General features: G+C 56.0%; 25 protein-coding genes. 7 read left to right on the plus strand and 18 right to left on the minus strand.

Annotated elements, in window-relative coordinates; genetic code table 11:
- Positions 1-122: 122 nt before the first annotated feature.
- From rhlE to ybiB, 3 genes are all read left to right on the plus strand, one after another.
- Positions 123-1,475: an ATP-dependent RNA helicase RhlE gene (gene rhlE / locus SFA31_RS12010; protein ID WP_322838184.1), complete on the plus strand. Its 1,353-nt coding sequence runs from the start codon at positions 123-125 to the stop codon at positions 1,473-1,475.
- A gap of 189 nt (positions 1,476-1,664) precedes the next feature.
- Complete coding sequence (gene dinG / locus SFA31_RS12015) at positions 1,665-3,839, plus strand: ATP-dependent DNA helicase DinG (protein WP_322838185.1); 2,175 nt, start codon at positions 1,665-1,667, stop codon at positions 3,837-3,839.
- Between the two features lie 66 nt (positions 3,840-3,905).
- Positions 3,906-4,880: a DNA-binding protein YbiB gene (gene ybiB, locus SFA31_RS12020; protein WP_322838186.1), complete on the plus strand. Its 975-nt coding sequence runs from the start codon at positions 3,906-3,908 to the stop codon at positions 4,878-4,880.
- 89 nt (positions 4,881-4,969) lie between these two features.
- Here the strand turns inward: ybiB and bhsA are convergent, their stop codons facing one another.
- On the minus strand, positions 4,970-5,230 hold the full coding sequence (bhsA, locus tag SFA31_RS12025; RefSeq protein WP_322838187.1) for a multiple stress resistance protein BhsA: 261 nt from the start codon (positions 5,228-5,230) through the stop codon (positions 4,970-4,972).
- Between the two features lie 730 nt (positions 5,231-5,960).
- Here bhsA and SFA31_RS12030 point away from each other — a divergent pair.
- The 3 genes from SFA31_RS12030 to SFA31_RS12040 all read left to right on the plus strand — a co-directional run bounded on the left by SFA31_RS12030 (position 5,961) and on the right by SFA31_RS12040 (position 9,008).
- Positions 5,961-7,391, plus strand: coding sequence for a methyl-accepting chemotaxis protein (locus SFA31_RS12030; protein ID WP_322838188.1), 1,431 nt, complete (start codon positions 5,961-5,963; stop codon positions 7,389-7,391).
- A 200-nt stretch (positions 7,392-7,591) separates the two neighbouring features.
- Positions 7,592-8,524, plus strand: coding sequence for a 23S rRNA (adenine(1618)-N(6))-methyltransferase RlmF (rlmF, locus tag SFA31_RS12035; RefSeq protein ID WP_322838189.1), 933 nt, complete (start codon positions 7,592-7,594; stop codon positions 8,522-8,524).
- A 256-nt stretch (positions 8,525-8,780) separates the two neighbouring features.
- Positions 8,781-9,008: a hypothetical protein gene (locus SFA31_RS12040; RefSeq protein WP_322838190.1), complete on the plus strand. Its 228-nt coding sequence runs from the start codon at positions 8,781-8,783 to the stop codon at positions 9,006-9,008.
- Here the strand turns inward: SFA31_RS12040 and SFA31_RS12045 are convergent.
- The 16 genes from SFA31_RS12045 to SFA31_RS12120 form a co-directional block, all read right to left on the minus strand.
- The gene (locus SFA31_RS12045; RefSeq protein WP_322838191.1) at positions 8,986-9,768 is read right to left on the minus strand and encodes a DNA adenine methylase; all 783 of its coding nucleotides are present in this window, start codon (positions 9,766-9,768) and stop codon (positions 8,986-8,988) included. The two genes, SFA31_RS12040 and SFA31_RS12045, sit on opposite strands and share 23 nt — an antisense overlap.
- A gap of 120 nt (positions 9,769-9,888) precedes the next feature.
- Positions 9,889-10,038, minus strand: coding sequence for a DUF1378 family protein (locus SFA31_RS12050; protein WP_322838192.1), 150 nt, complete (start codon positions 10,036-10,038; stop codon positions 9,889-9,891).
- 117 nt (positions 10,039-10,155) lie between these two features.
- Entirely contained in the window at positions 10,156-10,728 is a 573-nt protein-coding gene (locus SFA31_RS12055; protein WP_322838193.1) for a tail fiber assembly protein, read from the minus strand.
- Positions 10,728-11,714 carry a phage tail protein gene (locus tag SFA31_RS12060; protein WP_322838194.1) on the minus strand — a complete coding sequence of 329 codons (987 nt, stop codon included), beginning with the start codon at positions 11,712-11,714 and terminating at the stop codon, positions 10,728-10,730. The genes SFA31_RS12055 and SFA31_RS12060 overlap by 1 nt, the downstream gene beginning before the upstream one ends.
- Positions 11,714-12,295 carry a YmfQ family protein gene (locus SFA31_RS12065; RefSeq protein ID WP_322838195.1) on the minus strand — a complete coding sequence of 194 codons (582 nt, stop codon included), beginning with the start codon at positions 12,293-12,295 and terminating at the stop codon, positions 11,714-11,716. Before SFA31_RS12065 ends, SFA31_RS12060 begins: the two co-directional genes overlap by 1 nt.
- Complete coding sequence (locus SFA31_RS12070; RefSeq protein WP_322838196.1) at positions 12,292-13,362, minus strand: baseplate J/gp47 family protein; 1,071 nt, start codon at positions 13,360-13,362, stop codon at positions 12,292-12,294. The genes SFA31_RS12065 and SFA31_RS12070 overlap by 4 nt, the downstream gene beginning before the upstream one ends.
- A 10-nt stretch (positions 13,363-13,372) precedes the next feature.
- On the minus strand, positions 13,373-13,723 hold the full coding sequence (locus SFA31_RS12075; protein WP_322838197.1) for a phage GP46 family protein: 351 nt from the start codon (positions 13,721-13,723) through the stop codon (positions 13,373-13,375).
- An 88-nt stretch (positions 13,724-13,811) separates the two neighbouring features.
- The gene (locus tag SFA31_RS12080) at positions 13,812-14,474 is read right to left on the minus strand and encodes a phage baseplate assembly protein V (RefSeq protein WP_322838198.1); all 663 of its coding nucleotides are present in this window, start codon (positions 14,472-14,474) and stop codon (positions 13,812-13,814) included.
- Positions 14,467-15,585, minus strand: a complete 1,119-nt coding sequence (locus tag SFA31_RS12085) for a phage baseplate assembly protein (RefSeq protein WP_322838199.1) — start codon at positions 15,583-15,585, stop codon at positions 14,467-14,469. Before SFA31_RS12085 ends, SFA31_RS12080 begins: the two co-directional genes overlap by 8 nt.
- On the minus strand, positions 15,569-16,837 hold the full coding sequence (locus SFA31_RS12090; RefSeq protein ID WP_322838200.1) for a DNA circularization protein: 1,269 nt from the start codon (positions 16,835-16,837) through the stop codon (positions 15,569-15,571). Before SFA31_RS12090 ends, SFA31_RS12085 begins: the two co-directional genes overlap by 17 nt.
- Before the next feature lie 50 nt (positions 16,838-16,887).
- A complete protein-coding gene (locus tag SFA31_RS12095) occupies positions 16,888-19,119 on the minus strand; it encodes a phage tail tape measure protein (RefSeq protein WP_322838201.1) in 2,232 nt (743 codons plus the stop codon).
- A 134-nt stretch (positions 19,120-19,253) separates the two neighbouring features.
- On the minus strand, positions 19,254-19,640 hold the full coding sequence (locus tag SFA31_RS12100) for a hypothetical protein (protein ID WP_322838202.1): 387 nt from the start codon (positions 19,638-19,640) through the stop codon (positions 19,254-19,256).
- Between the two features lie 2 nt (positions 19,641-19,642).
- Positions 19,643-20,011 carry a phage tail protein gene (locus SFA31_RS12105; RefSeq protein ID WP_322838203.1) on the minus strand — a complete coding sequence of 123 codons (369 nt, stop codon included), beginning with the start codon at positions 20,009-20,011 and terminating at the stop codon, positions 19,643-19,645.
- Between the two features lie 10 nt (positions 20,012-20,021).
- A complete protein-coding gene (locus SFA31_RS12110; RefSeq protein ID WP_322838204.1) occupies positions 20,022-21,473 on the minus strand; it encodes a phage tail sheath C-terminal domain-containing protein in 1,452 nt (483 codons plus the stop codon).
- On the minus strand, positions 21,470-21,715 hold the full coding sequence (locus SFA31_RS12115; protein WP_322838205.1) for a DUF2635 domain-containing protein: 246 nt from the start codon (positions 21,713-21,715) through the stop codon (positions 21,470-21,472). Before SFA31_RS12115 ends, SFA31_RS12110 begins: the two co-directional genes overlap by 4 nt.
- Positions 21,708-22,358 (minus strand): phage protein Gp37, encoded by a 651-nt coding sequence (locus SFA31_RS12120; RefSeq protein WP_322838206.1) that lies wholly within the window; start codon positions 22,356-22,358, stop codon positions 21,708-21,710. Before SFA31_RS12120 ends, SFA31_RS12115 begins: the two co-directional genes overlap by 8 nt.
- An 842-nt stretch (positions 22,359-23,200) precedes the next feature.
- On the opposite strand from SFA31_RS12120, the gene SFA31_RS12125 reads away from it, so the two are divergent.
- Positions 23,201-24,115: a Mu-like prophage major head subunit gpT family protein gene (locus SFA31_RS12125; protein ID WP_322838207.1), complete on the plus strand. Its 915-nt coding sequence runs from the start codon at positions 23,201-23,203 to the stop codon at positions 24,113-24,115.
- 142 nt (positions 24,116-24,257) lie between these two features.
- Here the strand turns inward: SFA31_RS12125 and SFA31_RS12130 are convergent, their stop codons facing one another.
- On the minus strand, positions 24,258-26,039 hold the full coding sequence (locus tag SFA31_RS12130; protein ID WP_322838208.1) for a DUF927 domain-containing protein: 1,782 nt from the start codon (positions 26,037-26,039) through the stop codon (positions 24,258-24,260).
- Positions 26,040-26,046: the final 7 nt, after the last annotated feature.

Raw genomic sequence — 26,046 nt, forward strand, 5'->3', positions numbered from 1 at the left:
ATACACTGCGTCCCTGATAACGCACTGTGGTTTGTGCCCCTTTAATCAGCCGCTTTCTCCGGCTGTCGATATCCCCCTGGAAACTACACCGGTCCCCCGGTCAGGGCGGTTCTGGAGTTGTTATGTCTTTTGATTCTCTTGGGTTAAACGCTGATATCCTGCGTGCGGTAGCGGAACAGGGCTACCATGAGCCGACGCCGATTCAGCGTCAGGCGATCCCTGTCGTTCTGCGCGGGCGCGATCTGATGGCCAGCGCGCAAACGGGCACGGGAAAAACAGCGGGTTTTACGCTGCCGTTACTTCAATTACTGTCGCAGAAAGCCCCGCATCAAAAAGGGCGCCGTCCGGTGCGCGCGCTGATTTTGACGCCAACGCGCGAGCTGGCGGCACAGGTAGGGGAGAATGTGCGTGAATACAGTAAATATTTAGATATTCGCTCGCTGGTCGTGTTCGGTGGCGTCAGTATTAACCCGCAAATGATGAAACTGCGCAGCGGGGTTGATGTATTAATAGCCACACCGGGGCGTTTGCTCGATCTTGAACATCAGAATGCGGTGAAGCTTGATAGCATTGAGATTCTGGTGCTGGATGAAGCGGATCGTATGCTGGATATGGGATTTATTCACGATATTCGCCGCGTACTGGCGAAGCTGCCTCCGCGCCGACAGAATCTTCTGTTTTCCGCCACCTTTTCCGATGAGATTAAGCAACTGGCGGAAAAGCTATTGCACAATCCTGAGGAGGTTGCCGTTGCGCGCCGCAACACGGCTTCGGAACAGGTTACTCAGCACGTCCATTTTGTCGATAAAAAACGCAAGCGCGAACTGTTATCACTCATGATAGGACAAGGAAACTGGCGGCAAGTCCTGGTGTTTACGCGCACCAAACACGGCGCAAACCACCTGGCGGAGCAGTTAAGTAAAGATGGAATCACCGCGGCGGCTATCCACGGTAATAAAAGCCAGGGCGCACGTACGCGGGCGCTGGCGAACTTTAAGTCCGGGGATATCCGCGTATTGGTGGCGACCGATATCGCCGCGCGCGGCCTGGATATCGAAGAACTGCCGTATGTAGTGAACTATGAATTGCCCAATGTGCCGGAAGACTATGTTCACCGGATTGGGCGAACCGGACGCGCTGCGGCAACCGGCGAAGCGCTGTCGCTGGTGTGCGTTGATGAACATAAACTACTGCGTGATATTGAGCGGCTATTAAAGCGCGAGATCCCACGTATTGCCCTGCCGGGATTTGAGCCGGATCCGTCGATTAAAGCGGAACCTATCCAAAATGGCCGTCAGGGACGTGGCGGCGGCCGTGGACAAGGGCAGGGGCCGGGAAGAGGTCAGGCTCAGGGAAAACGCCCGGAACGCAGCGCTCAGTCGCCGCGTTCACGCACAGAAGGGCAATCGCGCAGCGCGCGCCCTGAAGGTGACAGACCTCGCCGTCCGCGCCGCTCTGGCGGCAATTCGCAATAACGACGGTTATTTTCGGCCATCGAACCATGTGCTATTTGCCGCCTGCGGGAGGCAATTTTGTTTTATTGCCCGGACCGACTGCGGCGCGCAATAACGCCCGTAATGTCGCCTATCGATAAAAAAGAAGGTATCTCATGCCGCTTAAAAGTGGGACAATAGTGGCTGTTTATACAGTATTTACGGTTCACTATGGCACTTTCGGCGGCGCAAAAGGCGCAAATTGGCGCCTGGTATAAGGCGCTTCAGCAGCAAATCCCCGATTTTATCCCTCGCGCTCCCCAGCGTCAGATGATAGCCGAAGTGGCTAAAACGCTGGCGGGCGAAGAAGGGCGCCATTTAGCGATAGAGGCGCCAACCGGCGTCGGGAAAACGCTTTCTTACCTTATTCCCGGCATTGCGATAGCGCGCGATGAGCAAAAAACGCTGGTGGTCAGTACCGCGAACGTAGCTCTGCAGGATCAGCTTTTTACCAAAGATTTGCCGCTCCTGAGCACGATAATTCCTGGCTTAAAATTCACCGCCGCCTTTGGGCGGCGTCGCTACGCATGTCCCCGCAATCTGGCAGCGCTGGCGGCGCCGGAAGATAATGCTCAACGTACGCTGCTGGATTTTCTCGAAGATGAAGTGCCGGCAAGCCAGGCAGAGCAAAAACTGTGTACCACCCTAAAAACCGCGCTCGACGGCGGGCGCTGGGATGGTCTGCGCGATCGCGCTGAGCTGGAGGTTGAAGACGCGCTTTGGGCGCGGATTAGTACCGATAAAGCAAGCTGCCTGGGGGTAAATTGCCCGTGGTTCAAAAGCTGCCCTTTCTTTATTGCCCGGCGTGAAATCAGCGAAGCGGAAGTCGTTGTGGCGAATCATGCGCTGGCGATCGCCGCGCTGGAAAGTGATGCGGTATTGCCGCCGGCAAAAAATATGCTGCTGGTCCTTGATGAAGGGCACCATTTGCCAGAAGTCGCGCGTGATGCGCTGGAGGTTAGCGCGGAGATTACGCCGGGGTTTACCAAACTGCAGCTCGATTTATTCATTAAGCTGATTGCCTCCTGTCTTGCGCTGCATCGCCCGAAGCGGCTTCCTCCGCTGGCGGTGCCGGAACGGCTCGCCCAATGCGCAGATGAGATTGTTGAGCGACTGTCAGAAGCGGTGCGTATTTTGGCGCAATTATTGCCCGGAGAAGAGAACGCTGAATATCGTTTTGCTTTAGGAATATTGCCCGATGAATTAACCGTTCACGCCCAGAGGCTGGCAAAACTTACCGACGGATTACGCGGGCTGGCAGAGGCATTGGTTAATGATTTAAGCGAAAGAACCGGTCAGTATGATATTGCGCGACTGCACCGTTTGATCCTGCAGCTTAACCGGGCGCTGGGGTATTTTGAAACACAGACCCGGCTTTGGACGCTGGCCGCGATGGCACAGGCGTCCGGCGCGCCGGTCTGTAAATGGATAACCCGAGAGCGGCGAGAGGGGCATCAACATTGGTTTTTGCACTGCGCGGGGATCCGCGTTAGTGAGCAGTTAGAAAAGCTGCTCTGGCGCAGCGTGCCGCATATTATTATTACCTCTGCAACCCTGCGCTCCCTGAACAGCTTTTCCCGCTTTCAGGAAATGAGCGGGCTGAAACTTCAGGCCGGCGATAGATTTTTGGCGCTGGATTCCCCGTTTAATCACGTAGAACAGGGGCGGCTATTGATTCCGCAAATGCGCAATGAACCGCGTCTGGAAAACGAAGCGCTGCATTTGCAGGAGATGGCGGCGTTTTTCCGCGCTGAGCTGGAAAAAGAGACCCATAAAGGCATGTTGGTTCTGTTCACCAGCCAGCGCGCTATGCAAACTTTTTTAGGCTACGTCAGTGAGTTGCGTTTACAATTATTGGTTCAGGGCGACAGCCCGCGCTCACGCTTAATCGAACTGCACCGCCAGCGTGTGCGCAACGGGCAGGTCAGCGTGCTCATTGGCCTGCAGTCTTTTGCCGAAGGGCTGGATTTAAAAGGTGAATTGCTCACGCAGGTGCATATTCACAAAATCGCTTTTCCGCCGGTAGATAATCCGGTTGTGATCACCGAAGGTGAATGGTTAAAAACGCTGCGCCGCTATCCTTTTGAAGTTCAGAGCCTGCCCAGCGCTTCATTTACCTTAATTCAACAGGTCGGGCGCTTGATTCGCAGCCACGGGTGCCGCGGTGACATCATTATCTATGATAGACGCCTGCTAACAAAATCCTACGGCAAGCGGCTTCTTGAGGCGCTTCCCATATTTCCGCTACTCCAGCCCGAAGTGCCGGCGATGACGGAAAAACCTGTGCCAAACGCCGCACCGCGTCGCTCCGGGCGGCGGCGCAGCGCGAAGAAGCCGGGGCGCTGAATAATATCGCGGGCTTACTGACGTATATCAGGCAGCAAAATAGCCGTAGGCTGAGGAATGAATACTATGGATTATCGTAAAATTATTAAAGAGATCGGGCGCGGTAAACTGCATGCCAGAGATTTGGATTTTGATACCGCGCGTGAATTATATTCTCATATTTTGAGCGGAGAAGTCCCCGAACTGGAACTGGGCGCGATATTACTGGCGCTGCGGGTGAAGGGAGAAAGCGAAGCGGAGATGCGCGGGTTTTATGCCGCGATGCGCCAGCATACGATACGCCTGATGCCGCCGGAAGGGCGGCCGCGCCCCATCGTGATCCCCTCTTATAACGGCGCGCGCAGACAGGCGAATTTAACCCCGCTGCTGGCGTTTTTATTGTCCCGGTTAGGTTTTCCCGTGCTGGTACACGGCGTAAGCGATGACCCCGGGCGGGTGATCTCAGAAACGATATTTGCTCTGATGGGGATTGACGCTACGCGTCACGCCGGGCAGGCGCAGGCGGAGCTGGAAGAACAGCGGCCGGTATATATGCCGGTGAGCGCCTTTTGCCCGCCCATGGCCGCCGCGCTGGATTTACGCTGGCGCATGGGCGTGCGCAGCAGCGCGCATACGCTGGCGAAACTGGCTACTCCGTTTGAAGAAGATGCAGCTCTGCGGCTTTCCAGCGTTTCACACCCTGAATATGTGACGAAGGTGGCGCAGTTTTTCCGTGATATTGGCGGGCGAGCGCTGCTGATGCACGGCACCGAAGGGGAGGTTTATGCGAATCCTCAGCGCTGCCCGCAAATCACATTTATCGACGGCCAGAGCGTGAACGTACTGTACGAGCGGCAGGCTGAGGCCAATAGTGTAGATATTCTTCCGTCTGAGAAAGAAGCCGACGTTACCGCCCGCTGGACCCAGCGCTGCCTGGCGGGTATAGAGCCGATTCCCGACTCAATCCGCACACAGCTTATTTGCTGCCTTATCGCTTCAGGTATCTGTGAAAGCGCAGAACAGGCGCACCAGCGCGTAGGTACCGTATTTCCCGGCGCATAAAAAAGCCCGCCGCAAGCGGCGGGCAACTGTAACAATTTTAGGTAATAAAAGGCTTCGGTGAGGGTGATAACCGAAGCGCTGTGGTACGTTTATTTATAGATGATAGCGCTGCCGTGCAGCAGATTGTTACCGGACGCTTCTGTAATTTCATAAGCGCTGGCACCGGCCGCGTCCGCTTTGGTTGATAGTTGGTGTTCCAGGTCGCTAAGGTTAGTGGCGCCTGAGGCCGAAATTACGCCCATCTTTTCATGATGTTGTGTTTGAGCTGTATCCAGAGATTGGGCAGCAAATGCCCCCAATGGCGCGGTGAGAATAATGAATGCTGAGAGCGTGGTGCGAATCATGTTCATTTGTCGGCTTCCTGAGAGTGATTAACTGTATTTGCTGATTTATGTGATTATGTTCACACTTTTATTCGCCGGTTAAAATTGAATATCTCTGAGCAACGCCTTCAAAAAAACTGAACGGTGAATATCAGAAGGTAGCGATACGGCTACTGCGCCGCAGGGGATGGTTTTAGCGAACTGTTTGCTATGGGAGCAGATGATAGATGATAAAGGCTGGCGCGCAGTGGGCGGATAGCGCCGCCGGGAAAACAGGCCTGTTCCCTGGCAGAACGGTGCCTGAGCCCTGGATTATGGGAGCATTTAAGAGGTTGCGGCGCTTTGGGGGGACGAACTGTCACCGGCCAGCGGGGCGGTATGGCGCTAATTTCATAATATTTCGTTTCGTCAAAACCTTAATTTGAATAACCCCTATTCGGGGCTTTTGGTTTTTTCACTAAAATCACTAAAATCACTAAAATTCACATGCTGTTTCATCGGTTATCACCAATGGTGCATTTTTTATGTATCCGCAAAAGCATTAAATATTACGACTTATGATTTTATCTTCAGTTTGTCGATTTTAGTCTTTTTTATTTGAATCCTGGAAATAAACCTGATCCTTAGAAGCTGAAGACATAAAGTAACAAGTGAAGGTTGTTTCCCGGTGCAGAGTGCTGTACCTGAATATATTCGCCAGTGATTGTATAAAATAGTTAGCGCGGATATTATTTTTATAATCCACTAAGAGACGATTATGAGTATTAAAAAAGGACAGCTTACGGTACTTTCTTTTCTGGCTTTGCTACTTTCATGCTTTCTGTTTTTATCAATCTGTTCTTTGTCATTTCTATCTGCCATTGAAGAAAAAGTTAATGGTTTTGTTTTAGGCTTTCATCAGTATGACTGGTTAACAAAGACCAGCGGCGAGCTTAGGTTTGAAGGGCTTTCGGTCAGTGAGAGAGAGCAAAGCCTGGCCAGGGCGCAGGAAAATTTCAAGCACTTCCTTAAAGTCGCGCCGGTTAAAACGGAGAGTGGGATTAAAAAAACGAATGAGTTGAAAAAATCAATGGCGCAGATTCAGAGGGATCCTGACGTGACTCATATTATGGCGTTTAATCGATTAGCTAATGAGTTTCGCGATTTGATTATTGAATACGATGTTCGTGGTGCAAAACAAAATGTTGACAAGTCTTACCGTTGGGCAGTAGTGATTATATCGTTTTTCCTTGTCCTGTTTTTTATTATTTCCGGATTGTTATGCCTGGTGTTGCGCAAGGAATTTCTGACTGTTACTAATGCAATAAAGAAAAATATTCAATTAATTACTCATGGCGATTTAACAGACCAATTGATTCAATATTCTGAAGACGTTAATGGCGTTCCTTTGGCGCTGGATGAAATGCGGTTGTCGCTAACAAGAATTACCGGGTCAATAAAAAATACGGCGTTTCACATTAAGTCAGTTGCCGGGGAAATGACCCAGGGCAATAAGGCGCTGTTAGCACGCACCGAAGCGCAGGCAATCGCGTTACAGCAAACGGCTTCCAGCATGGAGCAAATAAAAACGACCGTTGCCTGTAATACCGACAATGCGCGTCAGGCCAATGCTCTGGCCGCTCAGGCTAATGAAAAGGCTCAATCAGGCGCTTTGGTCATGGGCAATGTAGTGACGGGAATGCATAAAATAGAGCAAACCACTCGGCGCATTGCTGAAATCACCCATGTGATTAACGCCATTGCCAGCCAAACCAATATTCTTGCGCTTAATGCTGCCGTTGAAGCTGCGCGTGCGGGCGAGCAGGGGCGCGGATTTGCAGTTGTGGCGACGGAAGTGCGTAATTTAGCGAAACGCAGCGCCACCGCCGCGGGTGAAATCGGCGAACTTATCGAGGCATCAATGCAGAGCGTTAGTCAGGGCGTGGCGCAGGTGGCGGATGCCGGCAAAGAGATGGAAAATATTGTGGAGGCGGTGTCGCAGGTGAGCGCCATCATGCAGGAAATTGCTCAGGCTTCTGAAGAGCAGCGCTCAGGCGTCATCCAGGCCGCGATGGCGCTGAACGAGATGGATATTGCCACCCAGAAAAATGCGCTGCTGGTCGATGAGTCGACGGAAATTGCGCAAAGTATGGACACCTACGCCCGGCAGCTTACGGATACTGTCTCAATTTTTACTATTGATGCGTAGTGCTGGTGGTGGTCCGTAATGATTCAGTAATTGCATCGGGTAAACCCGGCGCGTGAGTTTATTATTATCCTGCCGGTGTCTATACGCGTCTTGTTCCCGTTCTTCGCTATAGTACAGGCCGTAAGTTTGCCGTGAAGTAGGCGTCAGTTTACCTGTCGGCGAACTGCGGGTATCTTACGCGCGATAACTGGAGAGACATTATGAACAACCGCTCCGCGTCGAAAGACGTACTTCACCCGCGCAATCGCCATCGCTCCCGCTATGATTTCGCCGCGCTAACGGGAGCCTGCACGGAACTTGCGGCTTACGTTCGTCGTTCCCCTGCCGGAGAGCTGACGATTGATTTTGCCGATCCTGACGCGGTGAAGTTACTGAATCAGGCGCTGCTGGCGCATTTTTACGGCATCACGAAATGGCATTTGCCGGAAGGATTTTTGTGTCCCCCCATTCCCGGGCGCGCCGACTACTTGCACTATCTCGCTGATATTCTCGCGGAGGATAATCAAGGTCATATTCCGCAGCAGGCGGATATTCTTGATATCGGCGTTGGCGCAAACTGTATTTATCCGCTGATTGGACAGTTTGAATATGGCTGGCGTTTTACCGGCAGCGATATAGATGAGGATGCATTGCGTAATGCCGGTGAAATAGTCCGCGCAAACCCTTACCTGGGGCGTAAAGTACGTCTGCGGCGCCAGAAAAATCGCACGGCGATTTTTGAAGGTGTGATCCACGCGGGGGAATATTACGCGGCGACTATGTGTAACCCGCCGTTTCACGACTCGGAGGCGGCGGCGCGTGCAGGCAGTGAGCGCAAACGGCGTAACCTGGGGCTGGATGCGCGCACGCCGTCGCTTAACTTTGGCGGACGCCAGCAGGAGTTATGGTGTGAAGGTGGAGAGGTGGCGTTTATTTTGCAAACGATCGCAGAAAGCCAGCGCTATGCGCGCCAGGTTGGGTGGTTTACCACGCTGGTTTCGCGCAGCGATAATGTGCCGACTATTTTACGGGCATTACAGCAGGCGGGCGCTCAGCGCGTAGTAAAAAAAACCATGGCCCAGGGGCAAAAGCAGAGCCGAATTATTGGCTGGTGCTTCCAGTCCGCGCGCCGCGCGCGCACGCTTCGCGAATAATTATGTGCCCTGCCGGATAAAAGATTAGGCGCGACTGTAGCCGCGAAAATTATTTGATACTGATTTGAAGAGTATTTGATTCACTGCATTACCATTCCGTTAATATCAAATATCTTTCAATTTTGTGTGATTTTCGACCATAAAGGTCTTCTCAAATTTTCCGAACTCCCTTCCGCTGGACTGTCCGATCACGTCGAGTTAGTGTGCGTCGCACTACAGGCCTGTAGGTTTCTTAGTCGCATAGAAGGAATTGACCATGAATTTTTATCAGACTCGCCAGACCATGACTGACGATGCGTATGACATTGTTTCAGCCTTCAGTCAAACTACCTCACTGACCTTACAGGCTCTTGCATACATAGCTGGACAACAAGAACACGCCACCCGCTTTATACTTGAGCAAATGGCGGTATTTGAAATAGCCGTTGAAAATAACGGGCTGTGGTGTCTATCTGAAGAGTTTAAGGCTTCGATGCAGGTATAGGCCTGAAGTTGCATATTACCAGTTCTGCGGCCTTATGACCGTTATTACTGCCTACAGAATAAGTGGTATTAACCGCTACTATCTCCAGCCCTTTGAACACCCGGCGCATGTCCGGGTGATCGTTTACAGAAATAATCATCTTCCCCTGGCATCTGTGAGCGAGTTCCGCCATTGCAACATACTCCTCAAGTCCAAACGGTACACCGTAGCCCTGTGTCTGCCAGTAGGGTGGATCAAGATAAAATAGCGTGTCTGGTCGGTCGTAACGGGTTATACACGCTTTCCAGTCCAGATGTTCTATTGTTACCCTGTGCATCCGCAGCCAGGCTTCTGATAGCGTTTCTTCCAGCCTCAGCAGGTTTAGCTTTGACGGCCCTGTGGCACTGATGCCAAATGTACGCCCATCAACTTTAGCCCCAAACGACAGTTTTTGAAGGTAATAGAATCTGGCAGCTCGCTGTATATCTGTCAGTGTTTCTGGCGGCGTGTCTTTAAGCCAACGGAATATTTCACGGCTGGTTAAAGCCCATTTAAACTGCTTAATAAACTCTTCGAGATGGTTTTGAATAACGCGATATAGGTTAACTATATCGCTGTTAATATCGTTAAGCACCTCAACTTTTGATGGGGGCTTCATAAAGAAAAGTGCAGCACCACCACAGAATGGCTCGACGTAGCAGGTATGATCAGGGAACAGGGGCAGCAAGTGTCTGGCGAGCTTCCGCTTTCCACCGAGCCAGGGGATGATAGAACTAGGCATTGTTATCCTTCCTTAATTTATGATCTGTTATAACGATCAATTTCATGTAATTGATCGTTATATCCAATATTAAAGAAGTCGAACGTAACGCTTCAGTCTCAGTGCCGTAGCGGGTATGGCTTAAGGCTGTGCAGCCGCATTCTTAGCTTCAGCGGCCTGGTCAATTTTTTTTCTAATATATGCACGGATGGTTTTATAGCCGCCAGCCACCAGATAAAGGGCGCAAACTACGGTACAAATATAAAGCAATACAGTTTGTGTAAACGTCATATTCTTAGTCCTGATTTATGAGTTAGTGGAGCGCCATTTCTGGCGGAGATCATTTAAACAGAGGAAAAGCCATGAATGAAGGTTTACTCATGATACCTTTCGCTCCGAGTCAATAAATTATTCAGACGGTTTTTCAGGCCATTCAGGATTGTTCAAATCAATGTTTTTGAGTGCTTCGATATAGTCCAGCCAGGTCTGTAATTTAGCTTTGTTATCGTCAGAGAGAGTACCCAGAGTCAGCGACGTCTGCCATTCACCGATTACCAGGCGGGCCTGAGAAATTAACTGACTCTGCTGAGCTGTTGCTTCAGCCAGCAAAGCGTTTTTTTCCGCATCTTCATCTTTTACCCATGCTTCCCCGTTCCATTTATCATACTGCCCGGAGGGCGCTATCGTTACCACGTTCTCCGGCAGTGCCCCCAATGCATCGATAACAGTTGATGCCCCAGAGGTAGTATCGTAGACGGTGACGCCGCGATGGTCTTCGGTGAGTGACCACGTCTGTTTTGTTTCATCAAAAATAGCGACATGGTCGACGGGGATAGCCGGTGGTGCTATTTCGGTGCAATTTGCAGGTAAACCCGTGTGCGGGACAATATAGGCATCACCAGTACCAATAAATTCGCTGGTATCCGCTCGTAAATTAAAAACCTTAATTGTTTGTGCCTTATCAGACATTTCAAAAGCCATTATGCAAGCCTCACTATATAATTGAATGCGATGTTTTTTACGGTATTTTCTGCATTACCAGCAGCATTTACCGTTATGTTATGCGTGTGAGTTCCCATCACTACAGAATGAACATGAGCGCCAATAGCGACGGTATGCGCATGCGCCCCCATAACCACAGAGTGTGCATGTGCGCCAATAGCGACGGTGTGTGCGTGCGTTCCTATTGCTACAGTATGAGTATGGTTACCAGTTTGATCTGTATAAGTGGCAGTACCATTGTTGAATAGAGGGACTGTTGTCACGCCACCGCCGCCATTAAGAGTACCTTGCGTACCAGTTCGGTGTTTGTGATTACCAGCGGAAGATGTAGTTTTTGAACCTAAATCCGGCGCGTTTGTTGTTTTCGTTGAGTAATCAAACGACGAGGTGTTTTTTGTCCCGAGGTCAGTTGAGGATGTGGTCTTATTTCCGTAATCAAATGACGAGGTGTTTTTGGTGCCAAGGTCTGTTGCAGCTGCTGTAGCCGCATGTGTATGCGATTTAATACCATCTGCCTCCAGACTCAGCAGCGCACGGCCATCAGGCGCACCTTTGATGGTCTGCCCGCGCATATCGGGAAGTTTACCGGATGGATATGCAGCAGCTGTCTTTGGGTATTTAGCTGTATCAAATGCCTGGCCCTGCATGATGGCGTAACCGTCGGGTGGTGTGGTAGTCGGCCAGGCCAGCGGCGTGCCAACGGGAACGGCTACAGATGCAGCGTTAGCAGCAATCACCGTGGCAATAGCTTTTATGGCCGTCAGTAGTTGATTATTTTTCGAAGGGTCAGGTGTTATTTTAGCTTCAGCCAGAATATTTTTATTCTCGGTCTGAATATCAATAATACCCCCCTGAAGCGCATTCATGATTCTGGCGTATACGATGGTGCCTTCCGCGCCGGTTGACGGGTCGCCATCGTGAAATAATCCGTCGTCGGTATCGACCGGCTCAATAATATCTTTCATTACGTCTTATTCTCCACGTAATTAAATACAACCTGCGTGTGAGCAGGTTTTAAATCGCGGAATATGCTCTCCAGCATATTCTGGCCAAATGACATCAGGCGCTCACCCGTGGCCGAGCTGCCGCAACGGAAGCGGTATACCGGCACCTGACCGTCCTTAATATTCACGATCCAGACCCAGACAATTTCCGGTATCCAGAGTCTGTCCCCGCAGCGGTTACGGCCACAGCGGAATGGTTCCGGTTCGTCGATGGTGACGTCATAGCCCAGCGACTTCGCCAGGCGGATAAAGTAGCTGCGGCTCAGCCCCCCGGTTTCGTTCAGCTTCGCCATAATCTGCTGGCGGCGGGCCTGAATGGTCATGCCGTTGCTGACAGACAGACCCAGCACGCGCTCCCAGTCCGACAGCAGTGCCACAGCGGTAAAGGGTGTCACGCCGTTCAGCACGTCCTGAGCGCTGCGCTCGACGCTGGCCAGCGTATTACCCTCAGCCTGCAGCTCTGCGTTCAGCCGCTTTCCATCGCGTGCATATCCATCTGGCAGCAGCAGGTACAGCAGCTCGCGGTAGTCGTTCCCGGTCATTTCAGCTCGTCCACGGTGATGGTGCCTGGGCGTATCCACTGCACGGTTTTATCGCTCACTACCGGCACAATGTTGCCTGTCGGCGTCACCAGCTCGAAATCCACCACGCCGGTGATATTAGAGATAAGCGCTCCCATCTGGGTTCTGACCGCAATCTCCCCCGGAGCCAGACGGCTGAAGTAGTCCGTCAGCACCTGGGTTATCTGCGACCTGGCCTCATCAAACGAAAGCCCGTCGAGGCTGACTTTCACAGAAATATCGGTACTCACCGGCTCCGGGGCCATCACCAGCGTGTCTTTTGCCGTCACCGGGCGCTGTTCGTCGATATGGGTCTGTACCGCCTTGAGTGTCTCGTCGGACGGCAGACCGCCGCTGGCGGTAATCACCACGTCAACCGTGCCATAGCCCCGGCGCAGGGGGTAGACGTAAGCTTCCGATACGCCGCTGACCTCCATCCCCCAGCGGCGGTAGTCGTATTTGTTGCCCCCGGCTGGCGGGCGGCGCATCAGCTCCAGCAGACGCGAAAGCAATGAGGTATCACTCTCGGCATCTGTCCCACCGCGCATGGTTTTTATCGTTACCGCGCTGTCGATGCCCTGCGGCGCACTGAGTAGCGTGGCGATGGTGTTGTCGCTGAGATTGCCCACGACGCCTGGAGTTATGGCGCTGGCGCTCACGGTTACGGTGCCTTTATCGCTGAGCGTGGCCTCTGCCGTGGTCTGGTACAGGACATTGCCGCCGCGCGGACGGAACTGCAGACCGCTGGCCACCTTCAGGCCCGCAGAGCCGGTGAGCGTGACCTGACCGCTTGCCGCGCTGGCGGGTTTAGGGGAAAGACCACGTGAGCGGGCGTGCATTACCAGCCAGTCATGATCGGCGGTGTCGGGAAATATCTGGCGCAGTATCCAGCTCTGGTCGTTGTACAGACCCTGCGCCACGCCGGAGACGGCGTTCGCCCGGATGGCGTAATCACTGTCACCGGAGACGTCCGCATCCGGGAGCTGGTTGCGGATATCCCGTAGCTGTTGTTGAGTAATGTCGGCGAGTGCCGGTACGCTGCGAGCCATAATTCCCCGTTTAAACCACTTTGACCGGATGGCGGAAGGTCAGCACATCCCCGCCCGCGCTGGTGACCGTGATGGAAAGCCACAGCCAGCCGGTTTCCGGCGAGGAGACGTCCACATTCACAGCGGTTGCCCTTTTGTCATCAATCAGTGGCTGCAGCGCCTGTTCGGCATACTGGCGGGCCAGCGTGCGGGTCTGCGGCGTATCCTTCGCGCGGGCCAGTTCGTGCAGGCGAGACCCCATCTGCGGGTCAGCCCAGTATGTGCCCTTGCGGATGCGCAGACGCAGCCAGACCGCGTTATGCAGGTCGGTACAGCGTTTTCCGGTGTAATCGCCGGTGGTGTGATCGATATAGGCGTCCATAGCGGGCAGAATGCCGCAGGGGCGGTAAGGCAGGAAGGTACGGGGGTGAAGCGGCTAAGTCCGGGGCGATGCTGCCCCGGCAAAAATCCTAGTTGCGTGGTTTACCTGACGGGCCATCCGGGGTGTCGTGGATATGCGTCCCAATCTGCACACCGTTGATGGTGACCGCAACCGAGGTGATGGTGCCGCCCGTATGGCTGATATTACCCTCAAACGAGGCCGTCACGCCACCGTCACCGCCTTTAATGGCCATACCGCCGTTGCCGCTGATAAGCCCCTGTGCGGTCAGCTTCTCCGAGGTACTCAGCTCCGGCGTGGTGAACGCTACAGACTCCGAGGCGTTAACCTTCATGCGCTTGCAGTTCAGCTCCCAGTCGTCGCAGGTGACAGCAATGATGCGGTTACGCTTCAGGACGATGCTGGCTCCTTCATCGGTATAGATGGCCACCTCACCGGATTCCAGCCCCTGCAGACGGTAGCTGCTGTGTTCGGTGGCAATCACGATCCCGTGACTGGTTCGTCCGCCCAGCGGCAGCACAATCGCCATCGCACCCTCTGGCGGTACGGTAGTGAAACCGTACTGCTGGAACATCTCAATGCCTTCCAGCCCCTCAGGGGCCAGTCCGGCCACCTGCGCGGTCTGTACGCCCCCCGTGGTGGTGATACGGGTCAGCACGCCACGAAAGGCCAGACGTATGCCGCTGAGCGCCTTACGGATGCGTTTATCCACCAGTCCAGAAAAATCAGGCATTGTCGACCTGCTCCCATGTTGTCCACAGCCCCTTGTCTTTTTTGCCGCGCCGGTGTCCCTTGCGATGGCCGGACTTCGGATATGCATCCGGCAGCCAGATACCGTCCTCACGCAGCAGTAGCGAGGTTTCCTGCCGCTGGCCACGTCCGCCACGGAAGGTCCGCCGCATAATGAAGTAAACGTCATCCAGCCCGTGAACGTCGCTTTTGACGTAAACCCGCTGGCCCGGTGCCCACAGCGTGCCGTTCGCGGTAGTGAAGCCACGCAGGGTGGCCGACAGAGCAAAACCGTTCAGCCTGGCATCTGCCTGCAGCTTGCGGGCGCGGAACTGCACTTCTTCATCGCTCTGTGAGTCACCCTCCACCACGATGCGCGGGCGGTAGAGCGTCATGGTGGTGTCTTTCACCGTGCATTTGCGGTTGGCCTTTCCGTCTTCATGCCCGGTGCCGTGGCCCTGCGCCAGTACCGTGGTCTGAGAGTAACGCCCACTCATATCGGTACGCTTGCCCAGCCTGAGCAGGTTATTGTCCTGCCCGTTACGGTGCATGATGAGCGTGTCCACCGGCGCGGCGCTGTAGTCTGGCCCGCCGATAATCAGCGTGCCGTCCGGGGCCATCCACGGCCACAGGCCGCTCATCTCAGCGACGCGCTTCAGCGCATCCCACGCACTGTCGCCCGGCTCGATGCTGACTTTCTTCACGCTGCCGGGATTCTCAGCCTGTATACGGATGGCGGTCACGCCCAGTGGCTTAATCACCTGGGCGACAACCTCCTGTAGCGTCATTTCCTGTGCGGTAAAAATGGGGGCCGAACAGTCCACCAGTACCGCCGCTGCGTCGCGCCCGTTCAGCTCAAGCCAGTGCTGGCCACGGCTCACGTCGTGACTCAGCTCATCAATCATGCCGGTCATGATGGTGCTGTCGCCGTAGCGAAGCTCGGCTCTGGCTCCGGCCTCCACATTAGAGGGCAGCACCGGTTCAGCGGTGCCGACCGACAACTGCCAGCCACCCGCAGGGGTCAGCAGGTCGGAATCCACCTCAAAGCGCTCCCAGTCGTCGTGCGACCGGCCCCCGATACGCAGCGTCAGGCGTTGCTCATCTTGCCCAGGCATACAGCACATCTCCCGGATTCAGGTTGTTTGACTCACGCAATGATGGATTGAGGCGGGCCAGCTGCGTGGCGCGGGAGGCGTCGCCGTACCACTCAAACGCCAGCAGGGGCAGATTACAGCGGCGCGTCACCTGACGCTGTACCAGCGGTGGCAGCGCCAGTATCAGCCCGCGAGCCTGCTCCTGCAGGTGCCAGGCGCTTTCCTGCAGCGCGGCAATGATGGCCTGATCCTGACGGGTGTCCGGCGTACCGGCCTGCTCGCGAACGGCAGTGGCCATACGCGCCGAGACGGACGCCCGCTGGGCCGCTATCGCTTCCACAATCAGGGTGCGCACGTCGCCGGTGATGCGCTCAATATCGGTGGAGGACAGCGTCGGGGAGGCGGTCTCATTCACAAAGATATCGCTGGCCGTGTCGGTCATTTCGCTCACGGCCACCAGGCGGATGGCCTGGTTAATCATCTCCGTATCGCTCTGCGGCATCACGCTGGCACGGCGCAGAGTGGAGGCGAACACGCTGCCAGAAGACATGGTCTGCTGCGCGGTGGTACGCTGCGCCGGTAACGTCAGCATGGTGTCCTTCAGCCCGGTCAGCGCGTTCCAGTCCGACAGGCGGGAAGCTTCGCTCAGTGACAGCCGGTCGGTGAATGCGCCGGTCAGGTGCTTCAGGTCTGAGATAAAGGCTGTCGGATAGTCCAGATAGTCGAGGGCGCTGCCGATGGTGGACTGCACCTCGTTTGCAAGGGCGTTTACCACGTATTCCGCTGAGGCGATGATATTGGTGACGCGGGCAATATCCTGCTGAATATCACGCAACGTGTCCATTGCGTCCCCGAACCAGCTGATCGCGCTGTCGAAAATACTGTCGCCGTCTGCTTCGTAATGGGTGGTGGCAAACAGCGTATCGGGCTTGCCGCTCTCCACAAAGACCAGGTCGACGGTGACAGCGTTAACCGGCTCCACCTCATGGAATACCCCGGCCTCCAGAAACTGCACGTCCGGCACAGAACCATATACCGGGTGAACCAGTTCGCCGGTGCCCGCCGTTTTAAGGGCGTTTAAAAAGGCTTTAAGCTGCGTCTGGTAGCGGTTGCCCCAGAAGATGGCCTGCAGACGGAAGTTCACCGCTTTCAGCCCCTGGTCTTCCACCTCTTCTCCGTCCCGGTACGGGTAAGCGTAGGTCACGGTGTCCTTTGCCAGCGTGTCGCGGGTGAACAGACAGTCAAACTCCACGCCCCGGAACGAGGCTGGCATCAGGAGGTCTACCCCCAGCGCTGCAGCAATCTCGTTAATCGTATCCGCCACTATTTCCTCCTCGAATCAACATCAATCCGGCGCAATACCGTATCTGCCACCTCGCGGCTGTCGAGGTAGATATTAGCCACAATCGGTTGCTGCGGCCCCTGAGGCGCGTAGGGAACATTTGCACCAGCAGGCGCGGGTTTTGCTGTGTTGCTCTGCGAGAAAAAGTTTTTGATCTCATCAAAGGCATCAAGAAAACCAACCGGCTTAGGCATGTTGTCCGGGATGTTGTAGCCATCCTCTTTCAGCCTTTTAATCTTATCGTCACCGCGCTCCAGGAACTGATCGTAAAACTGGCCCGCAGCCATGTACCCTTCAGCCAGTGGGGCGCGGACGACCTTGCCCAGCAGGCTCCCGCCTTTACTCAGGAGACCTCCGCCTTTTGCTGCTGTTTCGGCAGCTTCTTCCGCAATTGCCGAGCCGCCGCCCCTGAAGCGCTTCCACAGTTTCTGGCCACCCGCCAGCGCCAGTGCCCCCAGCCCGGCCCCACCTGCAGCACCAATCCCCTGAATGGCGGAATAAGCCCCGTTGATCGCGGTGGTCAGTTTTGGAAATTCTTTCGCCAGCTCAGCCGCTTTATCAGCCGCTTCCCCGACCCACTTAGTGAAAGGTGAGGCCGTATCATTGGATGAAAAGGCCGCTTCGTTTTTGGCTTTGTTGACCTGAAATGCCGGGCTGTCCTTCACCAGCTCAAAGTCAAGGTCAGCAGAGGTTTTCCCGGCAGGCATATCAAACTGCTCGTTACCTTCGCCGACAAGCTTGTGGTAGTAGTCCTTGTTACGCTCCCAGTTCAGGAAGCCCATACGGGAATATTCATTAGTAAAGATTCTCCCCACGTTCTGGCCGTGAATCTGGTCGCGTCGTGCCTCCAGCTGCGATCTGGCTTCACCGGGAGCCGTCCGGGCAATTTGCTTGTTCAGGTCCACGAACTGAGGATCGTGCTCGTCCATGCTGCGAATGGCCCGGTCGACAGTATCCAGCGGGGTCAGCCCCTTCGCCGCGTCGGCACGCATCAGCGCCCGAATATCAAGGCCGCGCTTGCCGACTTTGATTTGCTTGAAATTGTTGGCCAGCGTCGGTGAGGACAGTTCAGAGATCAGGTTGGTGGTGAACGTCGCCGCCTCTTCAGGGGAGCCAGCACCGCGTGCAGCCGCCTCAAAAAGTGCAGCAACCTGTGAGAAGCCGGTGCGACCGTGCAGGCCAATGGACCTGGCAGACTCCAGCGCCTTTGGCATCTCTTTGGCCAGCAGCGGCACATCCACCATGCCGTTCTGCGCCATCGTGGTGGTGACACTGAGGCCTGCTCGCGCATCCTTCTCGTTAAGCCCGAAGTTAAACGCACTGGACTGCAGGCTGGCGACAGAGGCCGCATCGGTTTCGGTTGCGGTGGCGTTCTTCATGACGCCTGGCAACGCCCGATAGGCCTGCTCTCTGGTCATGGTGCCGGAGCGGAGCATCACCTCCAGACCATGAAAAGCGCCATTGATATCGCCGCCACCGTCACGCAACGCGGCTTTGATCGCACTGTCGATATCTGTCATCCCCGACTGTCGTCCGGCCAGATTGTCATGCTTGTAAGCGAAGTTGGCCACCTTGCGCAGTTCGGAATCGTACTCCATCTGATTCTCGATGGGCTTGCGCATCACCATTGCACCGGCAACCAGACCGCCCCCGATGGCACCCACGGTTTTGCCCACGCGGGCAAGGCGCTGATAGCTGCGCTCGGTTTCGCCCAGCTCGCGTTTGAGCCTGGCAACGGTCGCCTGTGTCTGGTTCCATGCGCGGGTCTGTTCGCTGGCGCTCATGGTGCCGCTGCGGGACAGACGGTTGTACGCGGCCAGCGTCTGGTTAATCTCGCGGCGGATGGACTGCTCGGAGCGAATACCCAGCGTTTCGCGGGCCTGCGCCTGTCGGCGGTACTCCTGCAGGGCCGGGTTCATCTTCTCCTGGACACGCAGCGTCTCGCCCATCTCCTGTCGCAGACGGGAGACCGTTGACTGCATGCGCTGGTAAGCCCGTTCCTGCTCCCTGACCGACAGAACGCCGCTACGCTCAAGTCGGTTATAGGCCGCGACCGTGCGGCTGATTTCCCGCTGGATGTTATGCTCTGAGCGTATTCCCAGCGACTCACGGGCGCTGGACATGCGGCGGAACTCTTCGGACAACGACCGGATTTTGGGCGTGGCGTTATCCTGCACGCCAAATTTAATCTGAGTATCAAAATCACGGGCCACGGGGCAGTCCTCTTAGCGGGAAGCAGCGCTGCGTGCCCTTTTACGGGGGCGACGCAGGCTGATAACGGTGCGGTTTTTCTGCCAGGCTTTGGGGTTTTCCCGGCGGGTGATGGCATCCAGCCATCCGGCCAGCTCTACAGCGCTGGCGCGTCGGATTTGCTCTTCTCTGATGCCGTATCGTCCGAGCCGGATGACTGTGTACCGGTATTCGGTAAAGCGCTGCTCATGGATTTGAGCTTTTTTTTCACCTCATCGCGCAGGGTGCGCAGGTAGGCATAATCCTCGGAGACCAGATTGTCGCAGAGCAACTGGTAGGTGATGCTCTCAGCGGGAATGTCGCCAATCTTCGTCAGCGTGCGGGCCAGCACCGCAATCGGCACGCCAGCGTCAGAGACGCCGTCTTCAATCACGGCAATCTCGTCTCCGACCGTTGCCAGACCCAGCTCCACGTCCTGGTGGAGCTTGCCATCAAACAGAATGCCAACCGGCAGTGAACCTGTGCAGGTAATGTTCCCGGACATCATTATTCCTCAATTTTGTTAAGTGCAAAGGCGGTGATGTTGATACGCGCCTCGTTATCCACGGTGTACTGCTCACCGACCTGCGTGACAAACACATCCTGATAGGTGGTGCGTTTGCCGCTGCCGAGCGGCGTCTGGGTCAGTTTTGCCCCGGCAATCTGCGCCCAGTTGACGGTGGCATCCTTTGGCACCACTGCCGTGATGGCCAGCTCCCACGTGGCGATACCCTGGGTATAACCTTTCGCGCGGCCAGTGCTGTTCATGGTCTTGACCAGCTTTTTCCCGGTTGTCTCGGTGGGGTTGAAGTCAGTGACCTCAACCTCCACGCTGTTAACGTCCAGGACAATCGAGCCTACGTATTCAAGGGCCATTGTCGTCTCCTTACATCAGATAAATGACGGCGGCGAACACATGCAGACCCCGCACGATTGCTGCCGGAATGGTGGCCTCCGCCCGCGTGTCGTCCTGAAGGCTGCGGGTGACGGTAAGCTGGTCTTTAAGCGCGTCGACGTTCTCCACAATCTCCAGCTGCTCCAGCGAATACAGCACATCAAGCAGTTCGGAGCGGATGCGGGCCAGCCGGGCGTCCGTGAGCTTTTCTCGCGGGAAACGCTGGGTATAGCGGGTGCGGCATGCCAGACGCACATAGTCGAGCGAGCGGATAATGGTGATATCCATAAGCGACCGGTCGGTCACGCCAGCGGCGTTCTTCACGAAGGTGCTGACCGCGCGCACGATACGCACCACGCTGCCGTCCACCTCAAACGGCGTCAGGCCGTTCATCAGGGCATTTTCCTGCTCGGTACGTCCCGGCCAGTTGTCCTGCGGCGTGATATCCAGCCCCGGTAACGTCAGGGTGTTCAGCGGGCGGGCCGGATCGGATTCACTGGCCATCACCGCACCGTAAATTGCCGCCAGCTCGCCGTTCGGCAGTGCCGAACCGGCATGCCAGCCGCAGGTAATACGCGCTGCGTTAACCTTGCTGGTCAGCGTAGTGCCGCTGGCAAGCGTCCCGTTCCAGCCGGTAACACCTACAGCCCCGCGCTGCTCAAGCGGCCCGGAGACGTTATCCAGATGCGCGGACAGCTTCGCCAGCGCATCATCGCTGGTATACGGCAGCATAATCATCGTGTGCCCGGAGGCGAATACCGCGCTGAATGCCGCATCGAGAGACGGGTCGCCCTGACCACCGCTCATAGGCGTCAGCGTGGCCGTGAGACCACTGGCGGTGATGGTGCAGGTCAGGCCGCACTCATTACCGGTACTGCCCTTGTTGCGGGCGGTCAGCACCAGCGCCTTGATTTTCGTGGGATTACCTTCACCGTCGTCAGGGCCATCAATCTCACCCACGGTGGCGCTCAGGGGCAGATCGTCCTGCAGCGTTATTGCGCTGGCCAGTGAGGCCATCACGTCATCGGCTTTGTCTCCCTGGCTGACAGCAACAGCAACGGTGGTGCCACAGATAGCCAGACGAACCTGACCGGAACCGCTGGCGGTGCCGTTAACCACCACCGAGCCGGTTGCCGCCACGCCCGCCTCAGCATCATCCAACCCGACTACCGTCAGCTGAATGTACTGGTTTGCCTTGATCGCCGCGCGGGCCATACGATGCGCCTGTGAGCCACGCCCGAAGTACAGCGCCGCCTCATCGTCGCTGAAGACATTCACCGGCGTGAGAACTTCAGCAGCGGTTGTCTGCGTCAGACGCTGGGCAATAATCAGCAGCTTCTGGTCGTTGGTGGCCAGCGCACGTGAGGCCAGCGTAGTGTTGAACGCGAAATAAGCGCCGGGCTTATAAATCGGGTTCGGAATAGTTGTAATATCCATAGTCATTTATCCGCCTTAGCTGCCGGAGCAGCAGGTTTATCTGCGGTTTTATCGGACGGTTTTGCGTCAGCAGCCTCAGTTTCAGCGGGTTTAGCTGGCCCGGCATACGGCAACAGATCGCCATCCCTGAGACGGCGCAGCCAGTAGGCCGTCTCCGGTACGTCCACAGCCTCTTTGTCCGTGATGTAACGGTCAGGACGGCCTTCCACCGGCACCTGAATACCCTGGCGGGCAATTACCTTAATCATCGTTGTCAGTCCTGTTGTGCATGATATCTTCGGCGACCGGGTCAGCAACGCCGGGCTGGAGGTAGGCCATGCGGGTGCTTTCATGCCACGGCAGCGGTTTTTCGATGCGCCCCTTCCAGCGAACAAAGTCAGCGTCGTCATCGGTCGGCAGCTCCGGTGCAGGCCAGTGGCCGTTATCCAGTGCATCCTCCATCCACTGCGTGCTGAATACGCACTCGTAGACCGCCACGCCTTTATCGTTAAACGCCTGCCCGGCTACGGGGCGCACGCCTTCAGGCTTCAGATAATCAATCTTCAGCCCCAAATCCTGCCCGGTGAGCAGGCGGCGCACGCTGCGAATGAGGCGATAGCATCCCGGCTCTTCAGTCCCCGGCCCGCCGTGGCGGAGCGCCTCATTGCTGCGCAGGTTGTAATCCACGACAAAGACGCTGAAGCGACCGGTGACGAGGAAGCGGCGGCGGGAGGTGTCATGTGCCCGGCTGTTAGTGATGCCTGAAAACACCACGCACACGCCGGGTAGCTGCCGCAGGGCCACGCCGATATCCGTGGCCAGCACGTTCCATGTCACTACAGGGTTGTTGACCATCCGGCCCAGCCCCTGCTGCAGGCGTTCACACAACGCTTTTTCGATGGTGGTAATCATCAGTACGCCCCTCCACCCGTGCGGTTACGGCTCCACAGATCGTCGCCACCGGAATAAAACTCGACGGTCGGCGTCGAGGCGTCGACGGTGCCGCCGTTCTCCGGGTTTGAGCCGATACCGGCTTTGCCGCTGGCAACCAGCTTCAGCCAGCAAATGCAATATCTTTATTTAACGCGATGTTTTTAAAGGAAAATACAAATCACTCTTTGCAAGTAATACCCATAACTGTCCCAATGGCGTTTATCCCATGCGGCTTCTTTGATGGTTTTTTGTTCGTTACCGCAAAAATAATTATTTCCCCGCCAGAATGATTTAAACCCGAATCATTCCGGTCAGTTTTGATTCCAGAAAAATCATTTTCCGGTCATTTTCAGACTGCGTTAATTTTGTGTTAAATGTGTAAATTATGACGTTCACATTTTCCCCGATTTTTGCCCCAAAATGACTTTACCCCCACCCCAATGATTTTTTGGGTGCAGACCCGGCCACCGCATGAAAATCCGCATATATTTTCTTTCCGGTATTGACGGTTTTTATTTATGGGTGTATCACGCGCACGCCCGCACCTGTGACCCCAAAAATCCGTGTAACCTGTGTAACCGTGTAACCTTTCGCGCAATACTATGATTTAAATAACAAAAAATGGTTACACATAAAACGCCATCATGTGTAACCATTTGGCCTTTTTCGTGTAACCAGCCTGTTTTTTGCTCACATTGCCGCTTCACTCCTGACACTGATTCGCGGGGCGCGATTTCCTCATGATGCCGTTGCGGGGCAGGACTGACCCCGCCGCATCCCCGGACGGGGTGTGTAACAACATTGTGACGAGGTAAAAATTAATGAGCATTGAAGTTAACAAACAGAATCTTGATGTCCTGTATCTCTGCCTGAAAAAAGCCTTTCAGAACGCCTTTGACGGCGTTAAGCCGCTTTATCCGGCGCTGACTACCCGTGTACCGTCCACCGCCGCCGCTGAGGTCTACGGCTGGGCGACGGACTTCCCTGCGGTGCGGGAGTGGATTGGCGAAAGGGAGTTACACAAGCTCACGGAATACGAATACGCGATTAAAAACCGCAAGTTCGAATCCACGATTGTGATACCTGCAGATAAAATCGCGGATAATCAGCTTGCGATGTACAACAACATCACCGCCGAAATGGGGCAGCAGGCGGCGCAGCACCCTGACCAGTTGCTGTTTGAACTGCTGCGCAGCGGTGCGTCAGCGAAAGGCTATGACGGCGTTCCGTTCTTTGGTGAACACAGGGTGGCGAAAGGCTCCAGCGCCAGCGGTACGCTGAGTAATGCACTGCTTGCCGCCAGTAAGGACGACACCAAAGCGCCGTGGTATCTGCTTGACCTGAGCCGCGCCCTGCGCCCGTTCATCTGGCAGGAGCGCGAAAAATACCGCATTGATGCCCTGACTGACCCACGGCAGAGCCATGAGGTATTCATGCGGGATGAATATCTCTACGGCATTCGCGGGCGTGGCAGCATGGGTTACGGCTTCTGGCAGATGGCGTTTATGAGCAATCTTGAACTGAACGCCGCCAACTTCACGATGCTGCGTCAGCGTATGGTCAGCCAGCGTAACAGCGCGGGAAATATGCTGGGGATTGCGCCGTCCGTGCTGCTGGTTGGCGAGTCTAACCGCGAGGCGGCGTTTTATATCGCGCAGGCGCAAACGCTGGCGGGGCAGGCTCCGAACCCGAATTACGGGCTGGTTGACGTGTGGGTCACGCCGTATCTTGATTAACCCTCGTCACAGGCCGCGCAGGGATGCGAACACGGCAGGGCTTGACAGGGTGTTAAGCGCGTGATCTGATAGGAACGGTTTTATTTTACCACCGTTATCAAAGTGCAGAGCGCCGGATAGTCTCCGGCGCTTTTTTTTGTGGTTACTCTTCCGCTGATTCGTCACCGCTGCGCGTGGTGCGGAGAAACTCGTAGACGCGCACCGCGCCATTATGACCGGGCATCTTTGCCACCCGCTGAAAACGTCCGTCACTGCCTTTCGCCAGCATTCCCGCATCGTGCAGCACCTGCGCGGCTTTGGCGGGGTCAAACCCTGCGGCTATCTCGTCATTGAACACGCCCCGGAACACGTAATAAATATCCGCGCCCTCGCGCTTAATGTACCGCCCGGCAGTCTCCCGCGCCACCACCACGCCAACCAGTCGCCTGTATTCATCCTCCCGGATGAAGCGCCCCAGCGCATTGATGGCGAACCAGTCCTCCGCCTGCTCGGTGATGCGCAAATCTTCACGTTTGCCCGTTCCGGTGCGCCCCAGCCATGCGGAGAAACACTTTTCCACCGCCCGCTCACCGTCACCGGCTTTCCATCCGGTTACACCGTGACGGGTTGCCAGTTCCAGCGCGGCGGCAACCAGACCAAAACGGGACGTGACCCGCCGCGCCTGCCCGGACGCTTCCGGGGGCAGCTTGTCGCGCCAGCGGTACAGCGTGGCGTTGATGGCCTCCGTGATGGCCTCGCGGTTGCGGGTGATAACATCCAGAAAGGCCAGCCCCGCCGTGCCGTGGTGGCGTTTTGCCTCCCGGTTGATGGCTTCGGCTAGCTCTCCGGGGCTGGCGTGGTCGTGCAGGTGTTCCCATGCCCCCATGCCTGCGCCTGCATCGGCGGGCACATCGGGAAGCCGGACTTCCTGCCCGGCATGGATGGCCTGACCGTCCGCCATCATGAAGGTGTTGACCGCCTTTTCCCCGGTGGACAGTACCAGCGTGCGAAAGCGGCTCATTGCCCGGTTGCCGCCCTCGCGTGCGCCCTGCATACGTCCCACGCCGTTAAACAGGCGGTAGGCCGCAAGGCCAATATCAAAGGATTTCCCCTGACCGATTTCATCCAGCCACATCAGGCCATCATTTCGCGCGGCGGCGGCATTGGTGAGCGCAAAGGGTGTACTGTCCCAGCTGAGTTTTTGCCCGTCCGGCTCGCCCCACACGCTGGCACCGATGGCGGCAGCGCCCGTTTTGCCGCTGCTGGAATCCCCGAACAGGTGAAAGCCGCCCGATTCAAGGTCAGCCAGCCACATCAGCGGGGCGGCGAACGCGCAGCCAATGGCGAACATCGCGCGGCTGTTTCCCTGCGCCAGCGCCGCAACGTGGTTTTGCCAGTCTGCCAGCGTCCCGGATGGTCGGTAGCTGGCGGCGTGGCTGCGGTCGCCGTTGTAGAGTGTCGGGCGTTCCGGCTCGCCGATAATCTCCCCGGATGGCAGAATGTACGCCCCGTTACACCACCCGCCAGCGGGGGTGATGTGCCAGAGTTTTTTACTCCCGTGCATCATAAGATAATCCGCCAGCAGTTCCAGCCTGTGGCGCTGTGCGGACAGGGACAGGCCGCGCCCCTTGAGCACGCGCCAGCCCTCCCGGTCGCCAATGTCTGCGGCAGGCAGGGCAAGGGTGACATCGTCATTGCGCGAGTCCTTCCAGTGCAGCACGCGAAAGTGCATCCCGGTATCGTCCACGCCGCGCCCGGTGACGTCCAGCGCGTCACACAGGCGCAGGGGAGCCGCCCACGAGGTCGCCCCGCTGCGGCGGTCAGTTATCACGCCCACGTACACCAGAGCGCCGTTTTCAACGTCATAGTACGGGCGCATCGGCTCCGCTGGCGCACTGGCGGCGCGTTTCAGTGTGTCCGTGTCGTTTGTGGTCTTGTTGCTCACGCTTAAC

The sequence above is a fragment of the Erwinia sp. HR93 genome (assembly GCF_034555055.1).
Lineage (GTDB): Bacteria > Pseudomonadota > Gammaproteobacteria > Enterobacterales > Enterobacteriaceae > Apirhabdus > Apirhabdus apintestini.